This is a genomic window from Paenibacillus sp. Y660, assembly GCF_057221575.1.
The window spans coordinates 77,015-103,911 of sequence record NZ_JBXBBJ010000010.1 but is presented as its reverse complement, the minus strand read 5'-3'; the positions used below and the strand labels follow the sequence as shown (position 1 = coordinate 103,911).

At 46.8% G+C, this 26,897-nt stretch carries 26 protein-coding genes and 1 pseudogene; 13 read left to right on the top strand and 14 right to left on the bottom strand.

Annotated features, from left to right (window positions below):
- Nucleotides 1-89 precede the first annotated feature (89 nt).
- Together AC2TDN_RS13870 and AC2TDN_RS13865 are read left to right on the top strand one after the other, a co-directional pair.
- The gene (locus tag AC2TDN_RS13870; protein ID WP_484688395.1) at nucleotides 90-998 is read left to right on the top strand and encodes an AraC family transcriptional regulator; all 909 of its coding nucleotides are present in this window, start codon (nucleotides 90-92) and stop codon (nucleotides 996-998) included.
- Nucleotides 999-1,092: 94 nt separating this feature from the next.
- Nucleotides 1,093-2,781, top strand: coding sequence for an alpha-amylase family glycosyl hydrolase (locus tag AC2TDN_RS13865; protein ID WP_484688394.1), 1,689 nt, complete (start codon nucleotides 1,093-1,095; stop codon nucleotides 2,779-2,781).
- 156 nt (nucleotides 2,782-2,937) lie between these two features.
- Here the strand turns inward: AC2TDN_RS13865 and AC2TDN_RS13860 are convergent, their stop codons facing one another.
- The 6 genes from AC2TDN_RS13860 to AC2TDN_RS13835 all read right to left on the bottom strand — a co-directional run bounded on the left by AC2TDN_RS13860 (nucleotide 2,938) and on the right by AC2TDN_RS13835 (nucleotide 8,839).
- Entirely contained in the window at nucleotides 2,938-3,669 is a 732-nt protein-coding gene (locus tag AC2TDN_RS13860) for a hypothetical protein (RefSeq protein ID WP_484688393.1), read from the bottom strand.
- A 30-nt stretch (nucleotides 3,670-3,699) separates the two neighbouring features.
- Nucleotides 3,700-4,506, bottom strand: coding sequence for a carbohydrate ABC transporter permease (locus tag AC2TDN_RS13855; protein ID WP_484688392.1), 807 nt, complete (start codon nucleotides 4,504-4,506; stop codon nucleotides 3,700-3,702).
- Nucleotides 4,507-4,509: 3 nt separating this feature from the next.
- A complete protein-coding gene (locus AC2TDN_RS13850; protein WP_484688391.1) occupies nucleotides 4,510-5,400 on the bottom strand; it encodes a carbohydrate ABC transporter permease in 891 nt (296 codons plus the stop codon).
- An 80-nt stretch (nucleotides 5,401-5,480) separates the two neighbouring features.
- The gene (locus tag AC2TDN_RS13845) at nucleotides 5,481-6,773 is read right to left on the bottom strand and encodes an ABC transporter substrate-binding protein (RefSeq protein ID WP_484688390.1); all 1,293 of its coding nucleotides are present in this window, start codon (nucleotides 6,771-6,773) and stop codon (nucleotides 5,481-5,483) included.
- Between the two features lie 95 nt (nucleotides 6,774-6,868).
- The gene (locus AC2TDN_RS13840; RefSeq protein WP_482066218.1) at nucleotides 6,869-7,873 is read right to left on the bottom strand and encodes a LacI family DNA-binding transcriptional regulator; all 1,005 of its coding nucleotides are present in this window, start codon (nucleotides 7,871-7,873) and stop codon (nucleotides 6,869-6,871) included.
- A gap of 684 nt (nucleotides 7,874-8,557) precedes the next feature.
- A complete protein-coding gene (locus tag AC2TDN_RS13835; RefSeq protein ID WP_482066217.1) occupies nucleotides 8,558-8,839 on the bottom strand; it encodes a hypothetical protein in 282 nt (93 codons plus the stop codon).
- Between the two features lie 427 nt (nucleotides 8,840-9,266).
- Here AC2TDN_RS13835 and AC2TDN_RS13830 point away from each other — a divergent pair, with 427 nt between their 5' ends.
- From AC2TDN_RS13830 to AC2TDN_RS13800, 7 genes are all read left to right on the top strand, one after another.
- Nucleotides 9,267-9,773: a MerR family transcriptional regulator gene (locus tag AC2TDN_RS13830; protein WP_484688389.1), complete on the top strand. Its 507-nt coding sequence runs from the start codon at nucleotides 9,267-9,269 to the stop codon at nucleotides 9,771-9,773.
- Nucleotides 9,770-10,219, top strand: coding sequence for an SRPBCC family protein (locus tag AC2TDN_RS13825; protein WP_482066215.1), 450 nt, complete (start codon nucleotides 9,770-9,772; stop codon nucleotides 10,217-10,219). Before AC2TDN_RS13830 ends, AC2TDN_RS13825 begins: the two co-directional genes overlap by 4 nt.
- Complete coding sequence (locus tag AC2TDN_RS13820) at nucleotides 10,216-10,656, top strand: SRPBCC family protein (RefSeq protein ID WP_482066214.1); 441 nt, start codon at nucleotides 10,216-10,218, stop codon at nucleotides 10,654-10,656. The genes AC2TDN_RS13825 and AC2TDN_RS13820 overlap by 4 nt, the downstream gene beginning before the upstream one ends.
- 237 nt (nucleotides 10,657-10,893) lie before the next feature.
- A complete protein-coding gene (locus AC2TDN_RS13815; protein ID WP_484688388.1) occupies nucleotides 10,894-12,117 on the top strand; it encodes a glycosyltransferase family 4 protein in 1,224 nt (407 codons plus the stop codon).
- Nucleotides 12,118-12,120: 3 nt separating this feature from the next.
- Entirely contained in the window at nucleotides 12,121-12,531 is a 411-nt protein-coding gene (locus AC2TDN_RS13810; RefSeq protein ID WP_484688387.1) for a UDP binding domain-containing protein, read from the top strand.
- Between the two features lie 73 nt (nucleotides 12,532-12,604).
- Complete coding sequence (locus AC2TDN_RS13805; RefSeq protein ID WP_482066211.1) at nucleotides 12,605-13,573, top strand: metal-dependent hydrolase; 969 nt, start codon at nucleotides 12,605-12,607, stop codon at nucleotides 13,571-13,573.
- A gap of 305 nt (nucleotides 13,574-13,878) precedes the next feature.
- On the top strand, nucleotides 13,879-14,682 hold the full coding sequence (locus tag AC2TDN_RS13800; protein WP_484688386.1) for a class I SAM-dependent methyltransferase: 804 nt from the start codon (nucleotides 13,879-13,881) through the stop codon (nucleotides 14,680-14,682).
- A gap of 504 nt (nucleotides 14,683-15,186) precedes the next feature.
- Here AC2TDN_RS13800 and AC2TDN_RS13795 read toward each other — a convergent pair.
- The 4 genes and pseudogenes from AC2TDN_RS13795 to AC2TDN_RS13780 form a co-directional block, all read right to left on the bottom strand.
- Entirely contained in the window at nucleotides 15,187-15,954 is a 768-nt protein-coding gene (locus tag AC2TDN_RS13795; RefSeq protein ID WP_482066208.1) for a class I SAM-dependent methyltransferase, read from the bottom strand.
- Nucleotides 15,955-16,233: 279 nt separating this feature from the next.
- Nucleotides 16,234-16,667 (bottom strand): annotated as a pseudogene (locus AC2TDN_RS13790) (type 1 periplasmic-binding domain-containing protein); the annotation flags it as partial.
- Nucleotides 16,668-16,851: 184 nt separating this feature from the next.
- On the bottom strand, nucleotides 16,852-17,898 hold the full coding sequence (locus AC2TDN_RS13785) for a nucleotidyltransferase domain-containing protein (RefSeq protein WP_484688385.1): 1,047 nt from the start codon (nucleotides 17,896-17,898) through the stop codon (nucleotides 16,852-16,854).
- 241 nt (nucleotides 17,899-18,139) lie between these two features.
- A complete protein-coding gene (locus AC2TDN_RS13780) occupies nucleotides 18,140-18,298 on the bottom strand; it encodes a hypothetical protein (RefSeq protein WP_484688384.1) in 159 nt (52 codons plus the stop codon).
- 280 nt (nucleotides 18,299-18,578) lie between these two features.
- Here AC2TDN_RS13780 and AC2TDN_RS13775 point away from each other — a divergent pair, with 280 nt between their 5' ends.
- The 3 genes from AC2TDN_RS13775 to AC2TDN_RS13765 are packed head-to-tail and all read left to right on the top strand — an operon-like array spanning nucleotide 18,579 to nucleotide 21,938.
- Nucleotides 18,579-18,992: a lasso peptide biosynthesis B2 protein gene (locus AC2TDN_RS13775; RefSeq protein WP_482066205.1), complete on the top strand. Its 414-nt coding sequence runs from the start codon at nucleotides 18,579-18,581 to the stop codon at nucleotides 18,990-18,992.
- A gap of 36 nt (nucleotides 18,993-19,028) precedes the next feature.
- Nucleotides 19,029-20,996: an asparagine synthase-related protein gene (locus AC2TDN_RS13770; RefSeq protein ID WP_484688383.1), complete on the top strand. Its 1,968-nt coding sequence runs from the start codon at nucleotides 19,029-19,031 to the stop codon at nucleotides 20,994-20,996.
- A gap of 45 nt (nucleotides 20,997-21,041) precedes the next feature.
- Nucleotides 21,042-21,938, top strand: a complete 897-nt coding sequence (locus tag AC2TDN_RS13765; protein ID WP_484688457.1) for a hypothetical protein — start codon at nucleotides 21,042-21,044, stop codon at nucleotides 21,936-21,938.
- 48 nt (nucleotides 21,939-21,986) lie between these two features.
- Here the strand turns inward: AC2TDN_RS13765 and AC2TDN_RS13760 are convergent, their stop codons facing one another.
- The 4 genes from AC2TDN_RS13760 to AC2TDN_RS13745 all read right to left on the bottom strand — a co-directional run bounded on the left by AC2TDN_RS13760 (nucleotide 21,987) and on the right by AC2TDN_RS13745 (nucleotide 25,188).
- Nucleotides 21,987-23,690, bottom strand: coding sequence for an ABC transporter ATP-binding protein (locus AC2TDN_RS13760; protein ID WP_482066203.1), 1,704 nt, complete (start codon nucleotides 23,688-23,690; stop codon nucleotides 21,987-21,989).
- A 31-nt stretch (nucleotides 23,691-23,721) separates the two neighbouring features.
- The gene (galU, locus tag AC2TDN_RS13755; RefSeq protein WP_482066202.1) at nucleotides 23,722-24,600 is read right to left on the bottom strand and encodes a UTP--glucose-1-phosphate uridylyltransferase GalU; all 879 of its coding nucleotides are present in this window, start codon (nucleotides 24,598-24,600) and stop codon (nucleotides 23,722-23,724) included.
- A gap of 55 nt (nucleotides 24,601-24,655) precedes the next feature.
- Nucleotides 24,656-24,946, bottom strand: coding sequence for a PqqD family peptide modification chaperone (locus AC2TDN_RS13750; RefSeq protein WP_482066201.1), 291 nt, complete (start codon nucleotides 24,944-24,946; stop codon nucleotides 24,656-24,658).
- A gap of 107 nt (nucleotides 24,947-25,053) precedes the next feature.
- Nucleotides 25,054-25,188, bottom strand: a complete 135-nt coding sequence (locus AC2TDN_RS13745; RefSeq protein ID WP_482066200.1) for a hypothetical protein — start codon at nucleotides 25,186-25,188, stop codon at nucleotides 25,054-25,056.
- A gap of 242 nt (nucleotides 25,189-25,430) precedes the next feature.
- Between AC2TDN_RS13745 and AC2TDN_RS13740 the strand changes: the two genes are divergently transcribed.
- Nucleotides 25,431-26,828, top strand: coding sequence for a sugar transferase (locus AC2TDN_RS13740; RefSeq protein WP_482066199.1), 1,398 nt, complete (start codon nucleotides 25,431-25,433; stop codon nucleotides 26,826-26,828).
- Nucleotides 26,829-26,897 lie beyond the last annotated feature (69 nt).

The following is a 26,897-nucleotide window of genomic DNA, read 5'->3' as shown; positions in this document are numbered from 1 at the left end:
TGAACCTTATCACAAATAGGGCGAATTTTTGGCATTAATCTCTTTCAGGGTGCGGAAAATTGCTTCCGAAGCGACGAGGTGTCTATCTTATGGAATTATTTAAAGAGCCAATTCTTTATAACGACCCGCTACTTCGTATTCAAGTGCGCAGCTTTCACAGTAGGATCATCTGTCAGCATGGGTGGCATTTCCATCCGCAGATAGAGATTATTGCTGTACGATCTGGAAGAATGGAAATCCACACACCAGCTGAAGTTTATCACTTGCGAGCGGGGGATGTGTTGATTTTGGGTTCTTGCGAACCCCATCTTGATCAGAGAAAACAAAACGAAGTGGTTGATTATGTTGTGCTCCAATTCGAGCTGGAGGCATTCTTTGATTCTAACATGCTTCCTTTCCTTTATTTGTTCCAGGAATCAATGCTGCCTTTAGTAAAGTTAAACACATTATTTAGGGAGAATTCGGAATTGCGGCAACAATTCTACAGCACGGTAATAGAATTGCAACAGGAACATGAACAGAGGCAGAGAGGCTATGAGATGGCCATTAACTATTTGGTAAAGAAATGTCTTTTTTTATTATTACGTCATGACAATGAGGGAATGTTAGAACACAACCGATCGATGAACTATGCCAAGCTAAAGTTAGTTTTCGATTATGTGGAAGCTCATTTATCCGATAAAATAACGGTTGAGCAGGCTTGTCTTCTCGTCAGTTTCAGCTATACCTATTTCCTTAAATATTTTAAACAGACTATGGGCATTACTTTCACTGACTATGTCATTCATCGCAGAATCAAATATGCAGAACGCCTGCTTCTAACCGAAGATCTTAGCATTGCACAGATTGCTGAGCAGGTTGGCTTGCCGAACATATCACACTTCTACAAGTTGTTTAAACGAGTCCATCATTGTTCCCCTAAAAGCTTTAAAGACACCATCATAGCCAGAGCTAACGAAACCATTCATGGTATGGGCCGGATGATCACAACAGAATAGCATCATTATGGAGTGGTATCGGATATTGGAAGCCTGTTTCAATACAGATACGATAGGAGAAGAGAATAAATAATCTTCGAGGTGATTTCATACCATGCTGACTAAATTTCCAACAAAGGGATCTAAGGGTGTACGATTTGTTTATTATACGGATACTCCTGTCAATAGCGTTGCTCTAGCAGGGACCTTTAATAATTGGAATGGCGATAGAAACTACATGAACAGAATGGAGGATGCGACAGGTTGGGAGATTGAATTACCTATTCTTAAGGGAAGACATCTCTATAAGTTTGTGGTGAATGGGGAAGCGTGGATTTTAGACCCGTTGAATCCGAGTGTATCGGAAGATGGGCAGAATAACTCTGCGATTACTGTAACTGAATATGGTGATGTACTGATCAGAACAAATGAGATTTCAAAAAATCACCCAGGATACATGTATGAGAACTTTACAGCCCTTTCTAGTCCTGAATGGATTAAAAAATCGGTCATTTATGAGCTTCATCTCCGTGCGTATACAGAAACCGGTTTCCGAGGACTGGCTGATAAGATCGGCTATTTTAAAGAAATGGGAATCAATACGCTGTGGCTGATGCCGTTTAACGAAGTGGGACATGAACGTAGGATTGGTAAATACGGTGACCCTTATGCGGTAAAAGATTTTTATTCGATAGATCCAGAATTCGGAACCAAAGATGATTTATTGTTATTTATGCGCAAAGCTCATGCAAACGGGATCAGGGTCATATTGGATTGGGTCTTGAACCGCACCAGTGTGGATCATATTCTGACAGGAAGTCATCCAGAATATTTTACACATAATGAACAAGATGAGATCTACTATGATGTGCCCCATCGAGAGTATTTTGCTGGTTTAGATTTTAGCAGCTGCGACATGAGGAAATATGTAATTGAGGCTATGAAATACTGGATTACCGAGTTTGATTTTGACGGAATTCGATTGGATGATTCGGACATTACTCCCTATGATTTCCTCACAGAGATCAAGCAAGCCCTGCTGGAAGTAAAAGGGGATCTCATCCTGATCTCTCAGTCATACGATGAATATCATCATATTGAAGCCTGTGATTTAACCTATAACGGGAATCCTCGAATTCTTATTCGTCAGATGATTGACAGAACGATTACACAGACTGATTTTATAACGATTTATAACTCTTACAAGTACAGCTTTCCTAAAAATTCTCTGAGGATGAATTGGCTTGAGGAGAAAGAACAGTCCAGAGTCAGGGAGTATTTGGGTGTGGAGCATGCAGGACCTGCTGCTTCAATCTTACTGACGCTCGAAGGCGTTCCCCTCATCATGATGGGACAGGAATTTAATGAGAATACGATGGAAACATGGACGTCCTTATTCGATGAGTATAAACTCAACTGGGATTCGTTTGATACAAGGATATTCGAGCACTATAAATTCCTGATCCATCTTCGAACAAATCAGCCGGCATTTTGGGCGGGCGAATTAGAGTTCATACGGAACTCGGAAAAAATGGTGTTATCCTACATAAGGCAGCACAATGGCATCAAGTTTTTGATTATCGTTAATTTGTCAGAGGCTCCTGTGCTCGTTCAGTTTGACAAGGAAACCCAAGCAGACGAATTTCTCAAAGATAGGAAAAATATGCTCTATCGCACTGGAAGGGACGATCTTCACATCGAGAAAGAGTCTTCAGCATTATGGGCGAATAGCTATGAAACAATCATATATAAAATGGATGATTGCATGGAAGAGGGAGGCCGCCAAGATGTACCCTCAATTTGATTTGACTAACAAGATTGCCATGGATAACAAGAGCTAGTAAAGGTATCGGGTTTGGGCTTGCAAAAGCAATGGCTCACGCTATTAATAGACCCTTCTGCCACAACACAGAAGGGTCTATTCTTAATATGCTAGGCTTATTCCTTCACCATTCCAAGTCTAACGGCATTCCTTCACTCTAAAAATATCCCGAAAGTCGTTCATATGAAAATGACGTTGATAGACGAAATGATCGACGTCTAGAACGATATCCAAGTCCAGCACCTTGCACATAAGTTCGAGTGTATCATATAACAAGGCGATTTCTTTCTGTTCAAGCTTCTTCAGTTTGAAGTAACCAAGCGATACGTGGGGCACATAGGGCTTGCGTTCAGGAAAGATCTTCTCCATCCGGTTGTATAAATCGATTAATATGTTGTAATCACACTCGGATGCTGGAACATATTTAATACTGACGGCATCTTTGCCGCTGGTGCTTGCTCCAAGTGCACGCATTCGAATGCACTGCCCTCTGTATTGTGCGGCTATGCTCCGATATTCCGACTCGATAGCTTCTTCAAGCTGCGCCAAATTTTCCTGAATGACCTGTATGCCAATAGGTGTGTTATTGACATTGTTGAAAGTATGGATCGTCAAATGGAACGTCTCGGGTACGAGTTTTACTATTCGATGCTCCAACACTTCAAGCAGCCGCTCTTGAGCAATCCGGCACTTTTGGCGATCAGAGTCGGACAATGGGATAACAGAGGTAGCACCGTAAAAGTCATTCATTTGCCCGTCCTGCGTTATTTTGCTCGCTAGACTCTTCGAAACGACCCATTCCTCCGGTCTATTGCTCATATCTTGATTCCATCGTCTTTCTAGATCGGAAACGAATGTTTCAAAGCTCATAAAAATTCTCCTTGTCTGCGTGATTAATCATTATTTCACAGCTCCGTCCGTTAAACCGGATATGAAAAACCTCTGTAAGAACACAAACACCAAAATGACCGGAATAACAGCTAGAAGTGCGGCAGCCGAAGCGGCATTCATATTGTACATAAATTCCGAGAAAAACTTGGAGATGGCCAGTGTTATCGTCTGCTTCTCCTCGTCTTGAAGGAAAAACAGGGCATACCCGTAGTTATTCCAAGCGCCGAGCCCTTTCAATATAATGACCGTTGCTGTTACTGGTTTGAGTTGGGGCAGGATTACGCGATAGAAGGCGCTGTATCGGTTGCATCCATCGACGACTGCGGCTTCGTCCAGCTCCTTAGGGATGGTATTAATGAAATTCGCGTAAAGGAAAATACCCATCGGCAAATTGTTTGTCGTTAATACAAGAATCATGCCCCAGTATGAATTGATCCCGCCCATGCTGTGCAATACGCTGTACAAGGGTACGATAATACTGAGCGAAGGAATCATCATGACCGCCAAGATCACGTTCATAATTATTCTGCTCGCCTTGGATTTGATGCGTGACAACGGATACCCGGCCATGGAGCTGAAGAGCACGACGAGTACGACGGTCGCCACGGTCATGATCATCGTATTCGAGAATGCTCGAAGCAAGCTCGCTTCCTCAATCGCCCTTAGGAAGTTATCAAACGATAAATAATTAGGCAAAACCCATCGGGAACTTAAATCCGATTTATGCTTGAGCGCTACAGTGACAGTGATATACAACGGAACGAGATGGACCGCCATAATAAGCAAGCCAATGAACGGGAAAATTCGATTTTTCATAGCTTAAAACTCCACTTCTTTTTTGTATAGGAACCGATTCGTTACCAAAGTCAGAACGATAACCAACACGAATAGTCCTACGCCGAGAGCTGCCGCATAACCGGCATTCTGATTGCCATGATACAAATAACTGATCATAGTTGAGATAGAATGAGTGCTGAAGCCGGGTCCCCCGCTAGTTAGCGCCATGATTTTATCGAATAGCTGCAAGCCCGCGATCAGCTTGAGTGTCACACTCGTAATGATGGCTGGCATTAATAACGGTAACGTAATTCGGAAAAAGCGGCTCAACACACTAGCACCGTCGATTTCGGCCGCTTCGTAGTACATGTGGGGAATAATCTTTAATCCGGCTAGATAGATAATCATCGCTTGACCGACATACTGAAGGCTGGTCACCCACACGATAATATGAACGGCACGGTCGCCGTCTGCAAGCCAGTCGATGGGCTCGGCACCTACCAGCAGCAGCAATTCGTTCAAAGCGCCGCCGTCGTACTGAACGAGAAAATACCAAATATATCCCATAATGAGGCCAGAAATAAGCACAGGCATATAGACGACAGTCCGAACCAGATTCCGTCCAGCGAAGTTTAAGTTAAGCAGCAGTGCGTATAACAGCCCCCAGACGTTCTGAATAATCGTTGTGCCGAACCCATAAATGAAGGTGTTCATTAGGGCTTTCTTGATTTTTTCATCTGTGAACAGGTGGGTATAGTTGTCTAATCCAACGAAATGATACTTCGGAGAATAGCCGTTCCAATCGGTCAACGAAATTTTTATGCCGTGAATGAGCGGATAAAACTGAAACACAGCAAATAAAACAAGTGCGGGAATACAAAGGAGGAATAAGTTGTTACTGACAAACCTCCGATAGTATCGCTTCAACATCATTTAGGCATCCTCCCTGAAGTCAGGCGCGTGGGGTTTCGCTAATATGATTTGCAAAACCCCATTGCACCCTGGTGTGCTAGTTACTTCGCGGCGTTGCGGAGGCGATCGTAATCATCCTTCATTGCTTTCGACACTTGATCCGGATTCATTTCTCCAGCCAACAAGGAAGGACCAACCGATTTCAACGTATTCCACATTCCATTAGGCAAATAGTCGCGGTCGAAATGGTTTAAAACTTGAACATTGGAGTATTTGGAAAATACAGCTTGCAGTGGTCCTAGGTCCACCTCCACACCTTTGATACCTGCAGGTAAGGAGTAGCTTTGGGCGACGGTGCGAACATTTTCCGGATTAGCCAAGTACTCGAGGAATTGTAACGCTTCTTTTTGATGCTTGGAGTCTTTCCATACCCCTACGGCATCGCGTTCACCGCTAATTAGAAAAGGCTGATCCTGCGTACGGGCAACGGGCAAACGCATCAAGGAGATTTTCGCTTCTGGATTCAGCTTCAAGATCTCAACGATGGACAGATTGGATTGGAAGGCAAAAGCTACTTTATTTTGTGCCATTCCTGTAAATGTACCTTGCTTGTCTGCTGTCAAATGATCAACGTTCAAATAGCCTTTATTTTTGAGATTAAGAATAAATTCCGAAACCTTACGGAAGTTGCTCCAGTCGAAATTTCCGCTGGTCAGTTCTTCTCCATACTTGTATTCACTATTTCCGATTAATAACGACAAGGAGACCCGATTGATGAATCCAGCTACATCACCGGCTTCTTTGCCACCGATATGAATGGGCGTTAAATGGGCTTGTTTGATCTTCTCGCATGCGGCCAGGAATTGATCCCACGTTTCCGGCACGGGTATGTTTAAGTCAGCCAATACCTGCTCGTTATATAGCATGCCGCTCAAGTCGACATTCAAGGGCAAAACGAAGAAGTTGCCTTGCTCGTCCGTAATCGTTGGCTTAATTTCGTCTACTAGTTCAGAAGCCCATGGCTGATCGTTGAGCGGAAGCAGATATTCACTGTATTTGCGAACCGACCAACCGTGCGTCGACCATAAATCCGGCAAATCGTTGTTTGCCATTTTGACATTGAGCAAATTTTCGTACCCGTCACTGACGCTCGTTAATTTAACGGAGACGCCGTTTTGTTCGGTATTAAACTTATCGACAATGGATTTATAAGCTTCCAACGTTCCGCCCGACGCATTAGACATAAATTCCACTTCGACAGGAGCTTGATTACTAGTGTCGCTTGGTTGGGTTTTGTTCGCGTTATCGGATTCGGCCGGCTTACCACAAGCTGTCAGTAAACATACAATCGTCATTGCAATCATCGTGCTTTTGAACCAAAATTTTATGCTCATCATTATCGCTCCCCATTTTATGACACCGTTGTCAATATTGCTTAATATTTAAACGTGTGTAAAAACACACGGAATGTTCCTTCGGTCCATCTAGGTTAGATTCGGACGCTTTCTCGGATGATCAGCTGGGGATCTACTTCAATGGATTGAATGTTTTCTTCGCCATTAAATATTTTGGCAATAACCACAAACATTTCATGAGCCAACCTCTCAAAGTCTTGTCCCATCGTGGTTAGCGGCGGTGAATAGTAGCTGGACATTGGAATGTTATCAAATCCGATGACGGAAACATCTGCTGGAATGGATATGCCGTGGCGGTTAAGAGCGTGATAAACCGCTATTGCTTTCTCATCGCCGGAAACAAAAAATACTTGAGGAAGTTCATGCTCTTGGATTTTATATTCGACAAGTTGCTTGATTTTCTCCAAAGCATTCATATGGTATACGATTTCTAGGTCGGCAAGAGGGATTTGATGACGGGTATACGCATCCGATAAGGCGTCTGCCCGTTCAATATTCACCTCGAATTCACCTCCCAGCAGAAAACAAATCCGCGTTAACTGTTTCTCGAATAAATATTCGGCGACATCTTCGACACCTTTTCGGTTGTTATTTGAGATTGAAATTGGGATTTCGTTATTTTTCTCAAAAGAGATAAAAGGAATTTGATTACGCCTCGCGATCTCAATTCGTTTGTCGTGCTTCTCGACATAAAATAAAACCAGTACATCGATAAAACCGCCGAACTGCTCCAGCATGGATCCGCTTAACTCATTGTCGTCGTAAATGACTTCTTGAATGATCGTATATTGATGACTTCTAGCGATCTGATTCGCGTGCGCCATGAAAATATCAAACCACTGTGTCGTGTTCTGTCCTGGTGTTTTACGTACCGAGACAAGTATGTTTTTCACGGTTTTACTGTTTAAATTTTTGGCAAAGAGGTTTGGTTTAAAATTAGTTTCGTCGATCACTTTCATAACCTTCTGCTTCGTAGCCGATTTCACATTGGGTTCATTATTAATGACACGAGATACCGTTTTAAAAGAAAATCCTGAAAGATTGGCGATATCTCGGATCGTATATTTTTTATCCATCATCTATCTCCTTAAACAATCTGAAGTTCAAATTCATTTGACACCGGTGTCAAAACTTGTTGTATTTTTTCTGCATCTGTAGATTACCATAGATTGATTTCTCTTAGTGTAAGCTTTTTGTAAAGGGAGATGAATTGAAGCCGTCTAAGTCCAATGCAATAGAAAGGGCACCCAAAGAGGTATCCAAATCATTTCGCCCTAGAGTTGATACGGTGAGCCTCAATAAAATATAAAGGAGCACCCAGACGGGTGCTCCTCAATTTCGTTCTACAGATATTTTGCTGCATATGGCTCCTCAAGCGGAATTTTGGAACAACATCTTATTGTTCTCGCACCTAATCTGCCATTCGGCCAGGGGGTTATTTTGAGGGTCTTTCTGCATAGGGAGCGGTTGCTGCAGCTTAATGCAATGCTGATTCTGCCTACTCGGCAAGACGGCCACCGTTTGTTTCCCCATCATATGCACTTCAAACGAATAGATTAAAACGGGACATGTTGTTTGCTTATGAAGCTGTTTGATATGGACTCGTTTGACTCCCATTATAAGATTCCAGAAAAAGAACAAAATTGGTTTCATTTTTTTTCATTCCTTTCAATTGTAAATGGGTTAACCAAGGCACACCACTGGAAATTCACAGTCTATGTGGTATTATGCAACAATTAGAGCGATCTAACTTTACGTTAACGCTAAGCGGTGCTCTGGAACAACATTTTATTATTTTCGCACCAAATCTGCCAATCGGTACGCGGGTTGCGTTGCGGGCTTTTTTGTATAGGGATGAATGGCTGCAGAGGCTCATTATTCTTTTGCCAATCCGGCAGGACGGTTATGGATTGCTTATCAATCAAGTACGCTTCAAACGAATAGATTATGCCAAGACAGGCTGGATTACCTTTATCGTTCTGATTTGCATTTTCCCGTTTGATTACCATCATTAGATTCCAGATGAACAATAAAATAGCTTCCATTCTTCCATTCCCCCCAACCTAGTATTAAGAGTTAACTAGATTATATCAAGCTTGCAATAGAACTTCTGTCGAGTTGTAAACCAGATTCATAAAAATATTTAGACAAAAATCTTTGCTCGAATGTCAACCCTGAAGCAAGGTTGTTTCATTCGAAAAGGTGACAAAGTAAGAAGAGGAAAAGGCTTGATCGTGCTGACTTTCTAGCGTTTCACGAACGATAAACGATGACGTGCTGGAAGCTAAATAGCTTGGAATGATTTGAAGTATTTAAAACAAAAATCGAGATCTTCATGTAGTAACGTGTTGTAACATTATGTTGGAAAAAGAGTGATGGTATTTTAACGATTTCGCTTGCACCTTACGTAACGTAATGTTTTACAATAGAGCTACCGGTACATAAGCTAGCGCCAAAGAGTGGAGATGGTTCATGAAGAAACATTGGAAGGTCGGAGATCTCGCCAAGCTGACGGGAATTACCGTACGAACCTTGCGGTTTTATGATCAAATCGGGTTGTTCTCTCCGTCGGGACAAACGGAATCCGGCCACAGGCTGTACAATGAATTGGACTTGTCGCGATTGCACCAGATATTATCGCTTAAAGAGCTGGGGTTATCTCTCGAGGAGATTAAGTCGGCGTTAATTGGCGGGAGGATCACTCCGCTTGAGATCGTCACCCTTCAAATAAACCAAATCAAAGAACAGATCCAACTGCAGCAGAAACTATTGGAGCAGCTCAGTCATGTATCCAAGCTTATGCAGGGCAAGGCGGATTTAACGGTTGAAGATTTCACGAGCCTTCTGCAAGCGATGAAGATGAGATTTGAGAAACCAATCATTGAGCGGCAAACGAGTTGGGAGCGGCATTTGGACCTGTTGGGAGACTTTCTTGCCGAGGAGAACGGAATACCGAAACATAAGGAGGAAAATCAATGAACGAACGATTCGTCAAGCATGGAACCTTCGTCGTCGAGCGGACTTATGCCGCTTCACCGGAGCGGGTTTATCACGCATGGGCCAACCCGATTGCCAAAGCCAAGTGGTTTTCGAAGCCAGACATCTTCGATTTCCAGGTTGGCGGGCGCGAGTATAGCAGAGGAGGGCCGCCGGAAGGGCCGATCTTTACCTTCGACGCCAGCTACCAGGAGCTTGTTCCAGAGCAGCGCATTGTCTATACGTACACCCTGGATTCGGGCGACATACGCATCTCCGTCTCGATCACAACGGTCGAGCTTATCAAGGTGGAGGGCGGTACGAAGCTGATTTTCACGGAACAAGGTGCATTCTTTGATGGACATGATACGCCAGAAATACGAGAACACGGTACAAACATCATGTTGGACACACTGGGCAAGGTAGTAGAAGGGGAGATAGGAGCATGACTATAGGTGAAAATGAACTTATTGCTTCGCGCGAGTACGATGTCCCGCGGGAGCTTGTGTTTCGGGCCTGGACAACTCCCGATTTGTTAGCAAGGTGGTGGGGGCCTGAAGGCTTTACGAACACGTTTCACGAGTGCGATATGAGACCGGGAGGCATGTGGTTATTCACCATGCATGGACCGGATGGCGTGGATTATCCTAACCATAATGTCTTTGTTGAGATCGTGCCGACGGAGCGGGTCGTGATTGATCATCTAAACGTTCACGAATTTCGGGTAACGGCTACCTTCGAGGGCTTCGATGGCCGCACCAGGGTCACCTTCCGTCAACTTTTTAAGGAGAAAGAGGAGTTTGAACAAGCCAAGCCGATCTGCATAGAAGCTAATGAACAGAACCTTGACCGGCTTGGCAAGCTGCTGGTGGAATTGGCCGACTAGCCTTGCAAAGTGATATCGGCTTTTACCCGAAAGAAATGCCACTTAAGTGATGACTCTAAAACTGTCGCCGTTCAAGATTCCTATCGGGAATCGGACGGTGATTTTTATTTTAAATAAAAATTTTATAGTTGATTAGGATGCATCTCGAAAGAGGTGCCTTTTTTTTTTTATTAAAGAAATTTTAATCCGAAAAGAGCGAAATTTTCATAAAAATTACTTTGCGATGAATTAGCGATAATGAAAACGTGTTACTTTGGGGATAGATCTGAAAAAGGGAGTGAATTGATGAGGATTGCTGTTTTTTCAGACACGTTTGTCCCCCAAGTCAATGGCGTCGCGCTTACCTTGGAGCGCTGGACCGACTATCTGTCCATGCATGGTGTTGACTGCAAGCTGTTCGTACCCACAGAGCCAGAGCCTGTCTATGAGGATCTGGTGTGCCGGCTGGCCAGTGTCCCCTTCTGGGCTTATCCGGAACATCGATTCGTTATTCCAAACTTGCTGCGTATACGCAATGAACTTGCTCAATTCAAACCCGACATTGTTCATATTGCCACTCCATTTAATGTAGGTCTTGCCGGTGCATATGCCGCCCAGAAGCTTCATATCCCCATAGTTGCCTCGTATCATACCCATTTCGACCAGTATCTCGCGTCTTATTGGTTTCCGTTTGCGCATTCCTGGTACTGGTCGTATATGAAATGGTTTCATCGTAACTGCCGTGCCATCTTCGCTCCTTCGCAGGAGACGATTAATCTATTGCAATCCAAGGGATTGAGTAATCTGGAGCTATGGTCACGGGGGGTTGACTGCGACAGGTTCACGCCCGCGAAGCGCTCCGATCGTGTTCGCGAGTTTTACGGGATCAAGGAACGTTATCTTTTGCTATTCGTTGGTCGACTGGCTCCGGAGAAAGATTTGGATGTTTTGCTACAATTAATGCATCGGTTACCGGACCGAATACGAGGTCAAGTGCATTGGCTTGTCGTTGGCGATGGTCCGATGATGGAACAAGCTCGAATGGAAGCCCCGCAGAATGTCACCTTTACCGGCTACCGGAGCGGGGAAGAGCTTGCCGAATTGTATGCATCCTCCGATTTATTTGTTTTTCCCTCTGCCACGGAAACCTTCGGCAACGTTGTGTTGGAGGCGGCGGCCTCCGGTCTCCCTGCTATAGTAGCCGACAAAGGAGGAGTGACGGAGATCGTCCAGCATGGAATAACCGGCTTGCACGCTCAAGCGGGAAATGTGGAGAGCTTTCTTGCGGCTTTGGTCGATTGGTTCGACGAACAAGGCAAATGGCAATTGTTCCGTACGGAGGCGAGGGAACATGCTCAATCCCGCACTTGGGATCATGCAATGGCGTCGATTTACACTCGCTGTCAGCAGATTGTGAAAGCGGAGCAAAATCCGGAGACGGCAGGAAGCCAACGCATTCAGGGAGAAGGTGAATCCGCTTGAAAATTGCAGTCATTGGAACGGGAATATGTCGGGTTGGTCACCGGGGCAGCCTTGGCTAGTTTTGGACACCAGGTGGTGTGCATAGATGTAAATGATGATAAAATCATGCTGCTAAAATCCGGCTTTATGCCGATCTGGGAGCCGGGGCTTGAGGACATGATCCGTGATGCAGAGCTTGAGGGATTGCTGAATTACTCGATAGTCACAGATATGTATGCGGCAGCTGCCAGTAGCGATTGCGTGGTGATTGCAACCGATTGGCATCAGTTCGGCCACTTGGACTGGGTCAGATTGAGGAAGACGATGAGGTCGCCGTACGTTTTTGATGCTAGAAATATGTTAGACACTGCGGCGATGGCCGTAAACTGTAACGATCTGGCTTGCACTATATTTCCATGGGCCGTCCTTCTATAACACCGGATTTCCCATTAACGGGTAGAGCTGAACAGAAGCTTATGACCTAAATTTCAGTGATGAGGTGATTGATATGGATACCGCAAGCCATCTTCTTCTCGGCGTGACTTTAGGCGGACTGGCAATGGTTTTATCCGATCCTGCCATCGGCAGCCATTCATCAGTTGTTTACGGATTATTTGCGGCAGCTATCGTCGGCTCGAATGCTCCCGATTTCGATTCTGTCATTCGTATACGCGGATATGAGTCATACTTATTGCATCATAGGGGGTTCAGCCATTCATTGCCGATGCTAGTCGGTTGGCCGGTTTTACTTACTCCTTTGATTGCGTATCTTTTTCATGCTTGGGATTATATGCTCCTGCTGTTCCTCTGGACAATGGCCGGTGTCGTGCTTCATGTTTTCCTCGATTTATTCAATGCGTACGGCGTGCAATGTTTCCGGCCGATCTCAAGGAAATGGTTTCATGGCGATGCCATCCCCATTTTTGACCCTGTCATTTTTGGGCTTCATTTAGCGGGTTTGTTGTTATGGCTGTTTGGCGTCATGGCGGCACAGGTTGTATTCCCTCTTTTATTTGTTCTAACTTTTCTCTTTATTGGATACCGTATTGTGCTTCAACGCTTGATGCTGCAAGTTGTTCGAGGGCGTTATGGAGTCGAAGGGCATTCCTTCTTAATTCCCAGGTGGCTGCCCCATAAATGGGGATACGTTCACGAAACCGATCAAACGTATATTGCAGGCTCAATCAGCGGAACCCTTCTAAGGGAAGAAACGATATTCCAAAAGGGGGAGCGGAACGATGTCGTTCAAGCGGTCATGGGCAGTGACGGCGTCCGCAGCTTTCTTGCATTTGCGCATCGTGTGCATATTTCATGTCAAAAAATTCAGAACGGTTACAAGGTAGAACTGCGAGACGTCCGTTTTCGGCATGGTGAAAAGCTTCCTTTCGGTATAGATATAACCTTGGATGACCATTTGCAAGTGACCGGGAACAACTTCGGATGGAAAAAGAAGCTGTGGGAACCTCCATTTTCCTAAGGGGTTTCAATTTGCTTAACCCGTGGGCACTCAGTAGAGTGCCCCTGTTTTATTTTTTAGCATATGGTTAGACTGCAAAAATACCGTCTTACCTTGAATTTTAACCGCTTAGAATAAAAGCGTTTCTAAATCTTAAGCCACCGATTTTTGTAACATCCAGTGGTCTAAAATGGAAATGAAATATCTTTCGACTAACGTATCTAATAATTCGTAATAGAATGCATTTACATAAGAACATACGTGCGATATGATGGGTTGGAATATTTGGTTATATTTAGTTAATCTTATTTTGGGAGGACGACGGCATGGACAAGAGTTCTGTTCATAGAACTAACATGATAGGCGGTGGTGAGGTTAGCGCCATCTCGGTCGACATGGATCAGCGTAGTATTCATGAAACAAATAGCGTATTTTGGGATACAAAAGGAAATGATGTTTTAGGAGCAACCGCACTTCCGTTCTATGGAGCATTTGTCTCGGAAGAAAAGTGCCAGCTTTTTGGCGATGTCTCGGGAAAAAAGATACTAGAAATAGGCTGTGGAAGCGGTCAATCCTTGCAATATCTGGGGGAACGCAAAGCATCTGAACTATGGGGGACGGATTTATCGGAAAACCAAATCGAAAAGACAAAGCAGCATTTGACGGCGAGCGGTCTTTCAGCGACATTAATCTGTTCTCCCATGGAAGAAGAATGTGGCATACCAGAGGATTATTTTGACTTTGTTTATTCGATTTATGCCATAGGCTGGACAACCGACCTTGAGGGGACTTTTCGCCGCATTGCTTGTTACCTAAAAAAAGACGGGGTATTTATTTTCAGCTGGTCTCACCCGATACACAAATGTGTTGCTGCAGACAATGATAGGCTTGTTTTTAAAAAATGTTATTTCGATGAATCTTGGTATTCGGTAACTCTTGGCGAAAGTACGCTAACATTATCGGACCGCAAACTATCAACCTATGTGAATGCGTTGGCGAAAGAGGGATTTGTCATTGAGCAAATGATTGAAGAATCTGATGATGAAATTATGCTATCGAGTAACGGCGATTTTGCAAAAAAAGCAAAGATGCTTCCTGTAACCTTTGTAATCAAGGCACGAAAACTATAGAATACGATAGTGAAATAAAGTGAAGCTCTAATTAATGAAACCACTCCATTGTCAGGATTGGTTTTTCTTTATACGCTGATGTATATTTTGTGGTCAAGCAGCACTTTGTGTTTAGATACATTACGGTGAACCGTACCACAAGTAACGGCAAGTTTTTTCGGAAAATCCCGCAGCGGGCTTGGAAAGGCGCTTTGCTGGGCATGTGTTTGGGATGGGCCACGTTAGGCGGCAAAGATGGCGCAAACGGGCATCTGTGAGATTTTTGTGGTCACAAAACGATGCGGTATCTGGAGGGGGACTTTTGCTTGCGGAAAGCACAAAGTCCTGTTGTGATTTGATGATTCGCATTCTACGTCCCTCCTGAAAACGAAAATGACCCCTCGAAAAAGGGGTCTTGGTACTGGATCATGGATATGATATAACTTTGAAAATGGCTTCGTTTCGTTTTTAAGGTAGGAAAAAAACAGAGGCCTTGGCTTAAAACCAAGAACCCCTGTGGTCTATTTACTGTCGTATCGCTTCATAAACAAATTTCTGCTTCCCATTTGTTGGTGCTTTGCCGTATTCGAAATCAGCTGATACAACCACATCCGAAAAGCCGATGCTTTCTAATACGAGTTTAAATTCTTCGATACCATACCAACGTAATGCAAAACGTTGTAATTCGGTCTGGATAAGTGTACCGTTACGCCATTTTTCGTATTTTAGATATGAAACTTTGTATTGATTGTATAAATCTGCTTCAACAAGCTTGCCTTCCATTGTGATGATGTCTCCATTCGGTAAGTTGAATGTTGACGTTCCACCAAACTGACCACACTCAAAGTTATTGTCAGGTAGGAAAAGATCAAGAATTAGACGCCCACCTGGCTGAAGATGGTTGTAAAGGCACTTCAAAGCGTTTAGTGACTCCTCTCGTTTTTCAATTAACAAGAAAGAACCACCTGGAATAATAATAGCTTCATATTTATCGGGCAAAGAAAGTTCTTGGAGATTTGATTCATACAAATTGACGACTAAGTTTCGTTCCTCACAACGTTGACGGCAAGAAGCCAACATTTCAGGAGAATAGTCAATTCCATCTACATTAAGACCTGATTCGAGAAGCGGAATGATTACACGTCCAGACCCTACCATTGCTTCAAGAATACGACCCTTACAATGTTTAAGTCTGTCACGGTAATATTCTATATCACCGCCAAAAGATTGACCGATTTTCTTAGTAAGGTCATAGACCTCTGTACATAGTTCTCCATAGTAACTAAAAGACATTTACTTTCCCTCCGTGAATTAGATTTACCACGGAAGGGATCAAATCATTTAGATTTATCCCTTCCGCACCGTATTGATGGACGTATTGGAGTTAAGCATTTGCATGAGAATCACTCACCTTCATGTATAATTATCACAATTATAGGTTCCAGGTAAAATTTGGTCAACGGGACAAGACAATTAAAACAAAACTTGCCGTTACAGACAGCGCGGTGAACCGTATCATAAATAGGGCGAAAATTCTTGATTGCGAGATTTTGCGGGGCTTGGAGTTTTCTAAATATTCGTCTCCGTATCGAAGGAAAGCACATGCTCGGGATGGAACCGTAGTTTGGCTTCCCCAAGAGCCTTAATATATCCTTTCATTCGGGTTGCGAGATAGCTGGATTGCACGTCATCCAGACAGAAGGAAGGAACCTCCAACTCTTCATAGTAGGCATTGATCATCGCGAAAGGAACGTCCTGCTCCTTGAACGACAGGTAGTAAGCGATATTGGGGTTGTATACATTGCTTCGGGTAGGCTCGATAATGAGTCCATCCACGCCGTAGGACAGCATCATTTCGAGCGCTTTTTTTCCTGCGCGATATCATTATTGGTACTGGATAACAGCAAGGAATAGTTATCTTCGTTTAATCGGCGTTCAATGCCGCGGATAATGGAAGGGAAGATGTAATCGGAGATATAGGTCGTAATGACGCCGATCGTTTTATTCATGGGCTTCCGGGTGAGAAAGCGGGTAAATTAAAGAGATTTTGGAAATAAAAAAGCTAGCAGCGTGAACAGTAGTTTGTTTAAGGCACCTAAAAGGTGCCTTTTAAATGTGTCGTTACAGAAGCTTGGAGATCCTTTTTAAAGATGCAGATGCCGATGCATGAGGGATAGAGGAGGAGATTTATTACCGAACAACCAAGCCGTATCGGCGGATGACGTCGACTTTCTTATTGGCTACAACCACGTTGCGGCGCAAGCCGTGGAGGAGTGCAAGCAACTTAATGCCATGCGTCCGATACTGGACCTTGGCGACGAGCAGCCAAATGCGAGGCTGCTTGCCCGCCGTATTATAGTCCGGCCGCAAGGAAGCGCCGACACGGACCCAGCTCGCGAAGTCGCCTTCCGCTTGTTCTTCCGCAAAGTGTCCAAGCATATCCTGCATAAACCTCTTGGTTTCGATTGCATCTACAAGAGGAATTCCATCTCCCGGCTCGGTCCCGAAATACAGTGCGCATACCCGTAGCAATAGGCTGCCGAAGGGAAGAAAGCCTGTCGTGTCCAGCATACGGACAATATAAGGCCAGTCCATCTCGGGATGCGACTTCATAATAAGCGCCATCTCGAACAGGTGCCGGAGCTTGATGCCATGATAGATGAAGTGCGAGGCGAAATGCATTACCTGGTTGATAAGCTCGTCCTCAGCCGAAAGGGCCGTGAAGGTTATGCCTTTCAGATCGACGCGGCGCGTCCGCTCCCAGACGGCTCTGTACCAGACATGCTGGTTGCGATCGCCGAAGTAATCGGTATGAATTAGATTACGATGAAGCTCAACGGTCAAGCCATCGGGCTTCTGGTATTCAATATGCAGCGCATTATAGTCGTCCGGTTCGGTCTGGACGTAGCCTTCTCGAGCCAGGATTGCTCTAGCGAGGTCCCAATGCTCCGGCCGTACGAAAATATCGAGGTCGGCCATCAACCGATGCTCCGGCTGGGGGTAGAGCCTGCCAATCGCAATTCCTTTGAGGACAATGGGGTCAAGCATCTCCTGCTCGAGCAAGTCGAGCAAAACCTTAGCTTGTCGCAGCATCCACAGATTGCGGAGAGTTTCGTTGACGAAGCGTTTCTTGAGATGGTTCCAGCTCTCTTGATTACCGCCGGATTGCACCTGCCGAAGCCGATTCAGCTGTTGGAATAAGACTGCCCCCACGCCTTGGCGAATGGCAGAGTCCATCGTCGCGTCAAGCTCGTCGGCAGACTGAAAATCCGGGGTATCGACGGGATCTGACTCGAGATTGGGAGTCAGTAGCCGGCCGAGGAGCTGAATGACGGATTCTTGGTGGCGGTTCATCATGCGCGGATGCCTCCTGAAGTCAAATAATAGAACGTCAGAGGCAGATAGACCCAGTGTAGTCATGGACCTATCTGCCCCAGTTTAAATTTTACCGCCAGCCGTTCCCCAGCCGTTGCCCGGTCTAGCTGTCCTGTAACATAATGGTCAAGCACGGATTGTCGCCCGGCGAGTCGGTGTCCAAATCCGGGAAGGTCAAGCTAAACAATGCGGCGGCAGAATCCGATTGACAATCCACGACCCAAATAAATTCGCCAATCGTTGCAGTCAGCCTTGTCGTCATAGTAGGATCTCCATATTAGTTCTTTAATACTATCATTATAAAAATATGGTAAAATAGTAGCAGTTCTAACATTCATTATAGCTTTCTTATAAAGAAGTGGCAATAATTTTCGACAAGCTACGAGTCGCCGTAGTCGTCTCGTACTGGGAATGGTATACTAGTAGAATAATTGAGTAATAGTATGATTCGGATGGTGGTGGGGGTAATACCGCAGATCGGTAAATTATTGAACAGAGGCCTGTGGCACCGTCTTCGAGTGGTTGCCAGGCTGCCATGGAAGATGAAGCTGTTGGTCGTTGCTTCCTACATCCTGATGGGCACGTTCCGGTTTGCAATTCTCGTCGTACCCTTTCGCCGATTGGCGCAAATCATGGGACGTAAGAGCGGGAGTACGCCCGAGGATGTAGAGCGCGCGCAGATGTCGCAGGCGGCCAAGGTCGGCTGGATCGTCGAGCGGGTGAGCCGGTTTACGCCTTGGGAAAGCAAGTGTCTGGTCAAGGCGCTCACGGCGCAGCTGCTGCTTCGAATTCTGCGTGTGCCGACGACGCTGTACTTGGGAGTCGGCAAGGACGATGCCAATCAAATGATCGCGCATGCCTGGCTGCGCTGCGGCAGGTTGATTTTGACAGGGGGCGACGAGAGCCCTAATTTCCGTCCGGTCGCACAGTTTGCCAGCCTGAGCGGCCGGGAGTAGACGGTCGTATAGATACTGGATAGGAGGGCAAGCGCAGTGGGAGCCATATTTGGAGTAGTGGCGTGGGAGGACATTTCCGCATTGGAGGATATAGGAGCGGCCGCGATGGCAAAGCTCAAAGTCTATCCTTTTGATCGAGTCGAGACAGAGACGGAGGTGCATGCGTTTTTTGGCTGCGGCCACACGTATCATTCACCGGAGTCGGTCAGAGAGGTGCTCCCGCGACGCGTGAAGGATCGATATCTGATTACGGCGGATGCCATTATCGACAATCGCAGCGAGCTGTTCTGCGAATTCGGCGTACCGGACGAGCGGCAAGCGGAGATGACGGACAGCGAGCTTGTTATGCTTGCGTACGAGCGGTGGGGGCATGATTGTCCCAAGCGGCTTCTCGGCGATTATGCGTTCGCGATCTGGGATCGTGAGCGGCAGGAGCTATACTTCGCGCGCGATGCCGTAGGCACGCGAGCCTTGTACTATTATGTGCAGGGACCGCTAATCGGTTTTTGTACCGTCGAGCAGCCGCTGCTCGGGACCGTCTGCCCCGAGGTGGAGCTCAATGAGAAATGGCTGGCAGACTTTCTTGCGATAGACAGCATTCATCATGAGACCGAGGCCGGCGAGACGATCTATCGGGATATCCGGCAGATGCTTCCTGCACACTACGGTGTATGGGGAGCGAGCGGCTTCCGCACGGTCAGGTATTGGGATCCGCTCGCGCATCCACCTATTCGTTTTCGAACGGACGAGGAGTATGTTGCGGCTTTTCTCGACCTGTTCCGCGAGGCCGTCAACTGTCGGCTGCGCAGCGCAGGCGAGGTCGGCATCATGCTGAGCGGCGGTATGGATTCGGGATCGATCGGGTGCGTGGCGGCAGGGCAGTTGGCGACCGACGAGAAGCGGCTGCAGGCATACAGCTCGATTCCGGTTCGGGATTTCCGGGACGAGCCCGAGAGCCGGGCCGATATTTATGACGAGTCCGGAGAGATTCGGTTGATCGGGGAGGCTTACCCCAATATAAATATTACATATTGCGACTATGCCGAGCACAATGCCTGGGTCGATATGGATAATCTGCTTCAGGTGTTCGGATCGCCGTACAAGGTGTTTCGTAATATGTCCTGGTACCGCCCTATCCTGCACAAGGCGGCCGCGGACGGATGCCGTATCATGCTGAATGGACAGGTGGGCAACGGCACCATATCTTACGGTGAATTTGTCGCGCATTTCCTGTCTCTTTTTCGTTCGGGCCGATGGATCGCTGGATATCGGGAGATTCACGGGCTAGCTCGGTTGTTCCGGCGTCCGGTGCGGCAGGCATTTAAATTTGCCATTCGCACGGCAATTCCGTATCGTCTGCGGGACCTGCGAGCACGGCGGCGTCAGCCGGCATTCGATCGATTCGACAATGTCATTGTGAATCGAACGCTAATCGACAAATGGGGCGTAGAGGAACGGTTGGACCGCATGGGAGCCAATCTGTTGACGACGCAGTTCCGGAGCTATGAGGAAGAGAAGCTGATCCGGGTGAGCCCGCTGAATCTCAGCCATATCGGGGCGATCGAGACGAAGCTGTCGCTCGAGACCGGCATAATAATCCGGGATGCTTCGCGGGATCGGCGCATCGTGGAGTTCTGTCTCTCAATCCCCTCGGATCAATACGTCCGTCATGGCAACGAGCGCTACTTGCTCCGTCGGGCGATGGCAGGAATACTGCCTGACCCGATTCGCAACAATATGAAGACCAAAGGCGTACAAAGCGCGGATTGGCTGTATCGTCTCCAAGCGGAATGGCCTGAAATTCGGCAGGAGTTGGAGCGTGTGGTCGAGTTGGAACATGCGGACCGCTATCTGGACATGGACAAGGTCCGCCGCGTGCTGGGGGAAATCCCGTACGAGGGAGCGGTTAAGGATGTACAGGTGGCTCATCACGTGCTGCTTGCTGTCATTGTCGGTAAGTTTCTACGCACTTTTCATCAGAAATTTCCAATAAAGCCGCGCTGAAGAGCCAGCGGCGCAAGTCAGGAAAGAGGAGAGCTTGTGTCAGTTATGGAAACCTATCGTTACCATGCATTCGGCATGCAGATCGAGTCTAGTTTTCCGCTTGGCGGTTACTTGCCTGGAACCGGCCGTGCCGATGTTATCGTCCGAGAGGGTCACGTTCCGGTGACATTTCCGGGTCCGTCCGGGGAGAATTCATTCGTTGTCGATCGACCAGGCTCATTCGCCTATCGAATTAAAGAAATCGCTTCTTACTTAATACAGGACGGGAGAGAAGTTGTCGTAGAGAAAGATGAGCGCAGCACGGATTATGCGTTTAGCAGCTTCTTCTCAGGGACGTGCATCGGTGCGCTGTTGCTGCAGCGGGGCAAGCTGCCGATTCATGGAAGCGCCCTGCTGGTCGATGGCAAGGGAATCATCGTGACCGGTCAGTCCGGCGCAGGCAAGTCAACGGTGACGGCTACGCTCAATAAGCATGGTTATGCCTTCCTCGCGGACGATATCGCGGCGTTGGAGCTGGAGAATGCGGAGGGCGCGACAATTTACCCGGGCTTCCCGATCCAGCGGCTATGGCGGGATACGGCCACTCGAATTTTCGGAGGTGTCGAGGCATTCGAGCGTATACCGGGCGTGCGGGACAAGTTCAATATCCCGATACCGCCGGAGCAATTCGTGACCAGCAATCGCAAGCTTCACGCTTTATTCGAGCTGGTGCCGGAAGATTGCTCAGTGGTCGAGGTAGAGGAGCTGCGAGGGGCGGATAAGATTAGCCGCCTCATCAACAATACGTATTGGTATGATCTGGTTGATGTAATGGGCTTAAGAGAGTGGCATTTTGTCCAATGCGTCCGGCTGGCTGCGCAGATTCGTGTGTTCCGTATTCGGCGCCCGCTACAAGGGTTTACGACCGATGAACAAATTCGCCAAATGCTAGAGGTATTATGAAAAAACAAAAGGACTGTCCAGCCACAACATGATGGCTGGACAGTCCTTTTATTCGTGTTGGCTAAGCTGGAGCAGCCGCTGCTCCCGGATCCGGTAGACACGATCGCAAATGTCAATGACGGATAGACGATGCGTAATCGCGATGCAAGTCCGCTGCGGTGACAGCCGCTTGATCCGCTGAAGCACTTCCATCTCCGTGTCGAGGTCGAGCGCCGATGTCGCTTCGTCCAGCAGAAGGATGGGAGCCGGTCGCAGTAGGGCACGAGCGATGGCGATGCGCTGCGCTTGGCCTTCGGATAAGCCGATGCCGTTCTCCCCGATGACGGTGTCGAAGCCGAGCGGCAACTTCTCGATGAAGTCGAGCGCGCATGCATTGAAGGTGGCCTCGCGCAACTCGTCCTCGGTGGCTGTTGGGTGGCCGATTAGGAGGTTGTCCCGGATACTGCCAGAGAAGAGAGTGTTTCCTTGTGGCACATAGGAGAAATAAGAGCGCGAATCGGCGCGAATCGGCAACACTTCGCCGTCCGTGGTCCGAATATATGCCCGACCCTCCTGCGGTTGAAGCAGTGCGAGCAACAGCCGCAGCAGCGTCGTCTTGCCTTCTCCAGAGGTGCCGACAATTGAGATGATCTCACCCGATTGGACGGTGAATGAGATATCCTGCAGCACCGGTTGATCAGTATCATAGCCGTACGAGACGCGGTCAAAGATGACCGATGCAATGGGAGCAATTGTCCTAGCCGGAGAGCGGCCTTCCGACAAACGGACGTCTTCGTCAGGCAACTGCTCTATCTCGCGCAGGCGCTCGGCTGATGCCAGTGTCGAGATGATCATTGGCAGAGTTCGTGACAGCCCCTCTAGCGGTCCTTGGACATAGGCAACCAACTGAAGGAACGCGGTAAATGTGCCGAAGGTGACGGTGCCGAGTGCAAGCCGAGAGGCACCGATGATAAAGGCAATGAAAAATCCGGCGCGATAACCGAGGGTGATGACCGTATTGACCAAGGCATTGAACAAATTGCGCTTCAGAACCCAGAACAGCTTCTGCTGCTGGAGCGATTGGACCTGCTCGAGGTTTTGCCGCTGATTCTCGAAGGTCTTAATAATGAGAATATGGCGGACGCTCTCGGTCAGGTAAGAGCGATAGCGGCTCTCGGCCGCCTGGACCTGGAGCTGCATGCGCTTCAGCTTGCGTCCGATTAGCCAGCTGAATAGGATGGACACCGGTCCGAGCAAGAACGCATAGACGGCCAGCGCGGGATCGAAGTACCATAAGGTGGCGAATGCCGCGACGAGCTGAAAAATCATGGCGATAATGGTTGGGACGGTATTGGTCCATCCATCCACAATGCTGCCGACATCACTGATGAGTCGGGTCTGGATGTCACCGTTGGGGTAGCCGTTCAGCGCCTTCCAATCGGTACGGTAATACCGCTCCATGAATCGCAGCTGAATCCCGTGGCTCAGCGTCTCACGTAGCTTGCCGGTCTGATACGTCAGATAGGGATTTGTCACGGTCTGAGCAATAAGCAGTAGCGCGAAGAGGGCGGTCAGCCATGCCGTCAGCGACTTATCATGTACCATGAAAGCGTCGATGAGCAACTTCGACACCGCCGCGACGGCGACGCCGCTCAGCGAAACCAAGACATGGAGCAAAATAACGAGAAGCAGGGGACCCTTGTGGCGATCGACCTGCTTCGCGAGCCAGCTGTAATTATGCCAAGAGGCGAGTTGTTTCAGTTTGGTTAACATAGCTCCCCCCTAATGCTCGGTGTTAGTGAGGTTACTTTACCAGCAACCGGTCGAGATGTTTCTGCATTGCTTCAAGAAGTGGTTCGCGCAGGTCCGGTGTGTTAAGCGCAAAATCAAGCGTTGTTAGAACGAATCCGATCCGCTCGCCTACGTCGTAGCGTGTGCCTTGGAAGTCGTAGGCATAAACATTCTCGAGCTCATTCAGCTTCTGAATAGCATCTGTCAGTTGAATCTCACCGCCGGCGCCGATTTCCTGCTTCTCCAGGAAGTCAAAGATTTGCGGTGTGAATACATAACGCCCCATAATGGCCAGGTTAGAAGGAGCCATACCAATCGGAGGCTTCTCGACAAAGCGGTTAACCTTATATAGCCGCCCGTTTTGCTCGGATGGGTCAATAATGCCGTAGCGATTCGTTTGATTGTGGGGGACGCTTTGTACGCCGATGACCGAGCTGCCGCTTTTCTCGTATTCATCGATGAGTTGGCGCGTGCAAGGGACATCACTGCTTACAATATCATCACCAAGAAGTACGGCGAAAGGTTCGTTACCGATGAAGCGTCTTGCACACCAGACTGCATGGCCTAGCCCACGGGCTTCCTTCTGACGGATATAGTGAATATCTACTTGGGACGAACGCTGTACTTCCTCTAGCAACTTAAGTTTACCGGACTCTAGCAGTTTCCCTTCAAGCTCGAATGAGTTGTCGAAATGGTCCTCAATGGCTCGCTTACCTCTGCCCGTCACGATAATGATGTCTTCAATGCCGGCCTCAATGGCTTCTTCTACAATGTACTGAATGGTCGGCTTGTTAATAATGGGCAGCATTTCCTTGGGCATTGCCTTGGTAGCTGGTAGGAAGCGCGTACCAAGTCCGGCGGCCGGGATAATCGCTTTTTTTACTTTCTTCATCGCATGTCTCTCCACTCTATTATCTATTTAATGAACTGCCATACTGCGCAACTCGCTAAGCAACGATCCGAATGAGCTTAAGATGAGCCAGGGTGTTGACGAACTCGATCGTCTGCGCGATGCACGTCGGCTCATCCACGTCGTACATCTCGAGCAGGCGATACACGATGGATTGCACGGAGATCTGGCTCTTTGCCAGGTGCCAGATATCGGAACTCACGCCGTCAAGCGTGAAGTAGTTGCCGGAGTCGATATGGAGCATGCTGATTTCACCGTCAATTTCGGTAGCAAGGATGTCTTCATCGACGGCGATGGTATCGGTTAGTCTTACGGATTGTAGCTGCATTTCACTGATCTCCACCTTAGGATTTATACCAAACAAAAAAGAAATCGCAAATTCGCGAACGAAGTTTGGATTTCTTTTTTGCTTGATTCTTGAACTGTCAATTAAGATTACGAGAAGGAATAGAACGTGTACTTACCGACCGTGATGACGGCGTCAGGGTTGATTTTAAGATCGTTGCCATATGCAGTCTTTGCGACTTCCAGAGCTTTAACTTCTGGTTTTTCCCATGTTTTCTTGGACATTTGTTTTCACCTCCTATTCAATTAAATGACCTGTATCCTAGATAGGTCTTGATGACTATAGTCTTGGTGATATTATAATAGAGCTGGCAAGAATAAACAAGAATAGTTTCCAAAAAATATTAGATTATGAGGAAGAAGTGTCTAGTGCTGAAGGATTACCGAATTAGCAAAAAAATAGTAGATACATGACGAGGCATATGGTACATTAGACTTATTCAAAAAGAATGGGTAGGTAGGACAAGATGCACAGATCGAATTTGCTTGCTTCAGTAAATTTGCGTCAGTTTTTTACAGACGTGCCAACTTTAGTCATTTCGTTTTTGATTTCTTATGTCATTGCAGGTCAATTTACCAAGTTGATGGCAATGGGCGAATACGTGTGGATATTATACATCTTTGCCACTGTATGGCTATTCTCTATGCATGTACAGCGAATGTATGATAGTACGACCTTTACGTATTCAGATCGTATCGTTAGAAGCGTTATTTTTTCTTCTATTGCATCAGTAATGCTACTAGGGGCTTTATTCTTTTTTATTAAAGAAACTCATATCAGCAGGCTTCTAATCACTATTTTTGTATGTTTGTCTACTGTACTGTTAGGTGCTGTGAGGTTGATCAATACTAGGCTCGCTAAGAGTTATGGTACTCAAAACAGACCAAGAGTTCTAATTGTCAGCACGCCAGGACTTTCCAAAAAACTAAGAAGGTTTCTAACCAAAACGAATGTCCAACTAGATGTTATTGGCTACATACAAGCATACCCAGAAAAGCAGCTTAAGCGCGGCTATCACCTTGGTTACTTGTCAGAGCTAGAAGAGATTGTGAAGAGTAAAGTCATCGATGAAGTGATCTTCGCTTTACCGAGAAATCATGTTGGGAAAATCGAACCATACATACTGAAATGCGAGCAAATGGGAATCACGGTTAGAATGGTTATAGACTTCTATAACCTCCAAATATCGCGTACTCATCTGTCAAGCATCGGAACCTTCCCCGTTCTGACCTTCCATTCCGTCACTATTAATCGTGTCAACTTATTCATTAAACGCTTGATCGATATTGCAGGGGCAATTGTTGGTCTCCTCATTACAGGAGTTATATCTACTATAATTATTCCACTCATTAAGCTTGAGTCGAAGGGACCAGCGGTGTTCTCTCAAGTACGAGTGGGGCTGAACGGTAGAAAGTTTAAAATCTATAAGTTCAGATCCATGTACGCAGATGCTGAGGAGCGCAAACAAAAGCTAATGAAAGAGAACCAAGTGGACGGCGGCTTTATGTTCAAAATGAAAGATGATCCAAGGATTACACGCGTGGGGCGCATCCTTCGCAAAACAAGTCTCGATGAGTTGCCGCAATTCCTCAACGTGCTAAAAGGTGATATGAGTCTGGTGGGTACAAGACCACCAACGGAAGACGAGGTAGGCAAATACGAAACATATCATCGCCGTCGGCTTAGTTTTAAACCGGGTCTTACAGGAATGTGGCAAGTAAGCGGTCGAAGCAACATAACGGATTTTGATCAAGTAGTCAAACTAGATACGGACTATATCGATAAGTGGTCATTGTGGTTGGATGTTCTGATTATTCTTAAGACAATCCGTATGGTTGTGAATCATAGAAGCGGCGCAATGTGAGTGTAAGCCCGATACTATTTTTTTAGAGAGGTGTTATTTGCTTGATTAGTAGAGTGGATAAAAAAAGGC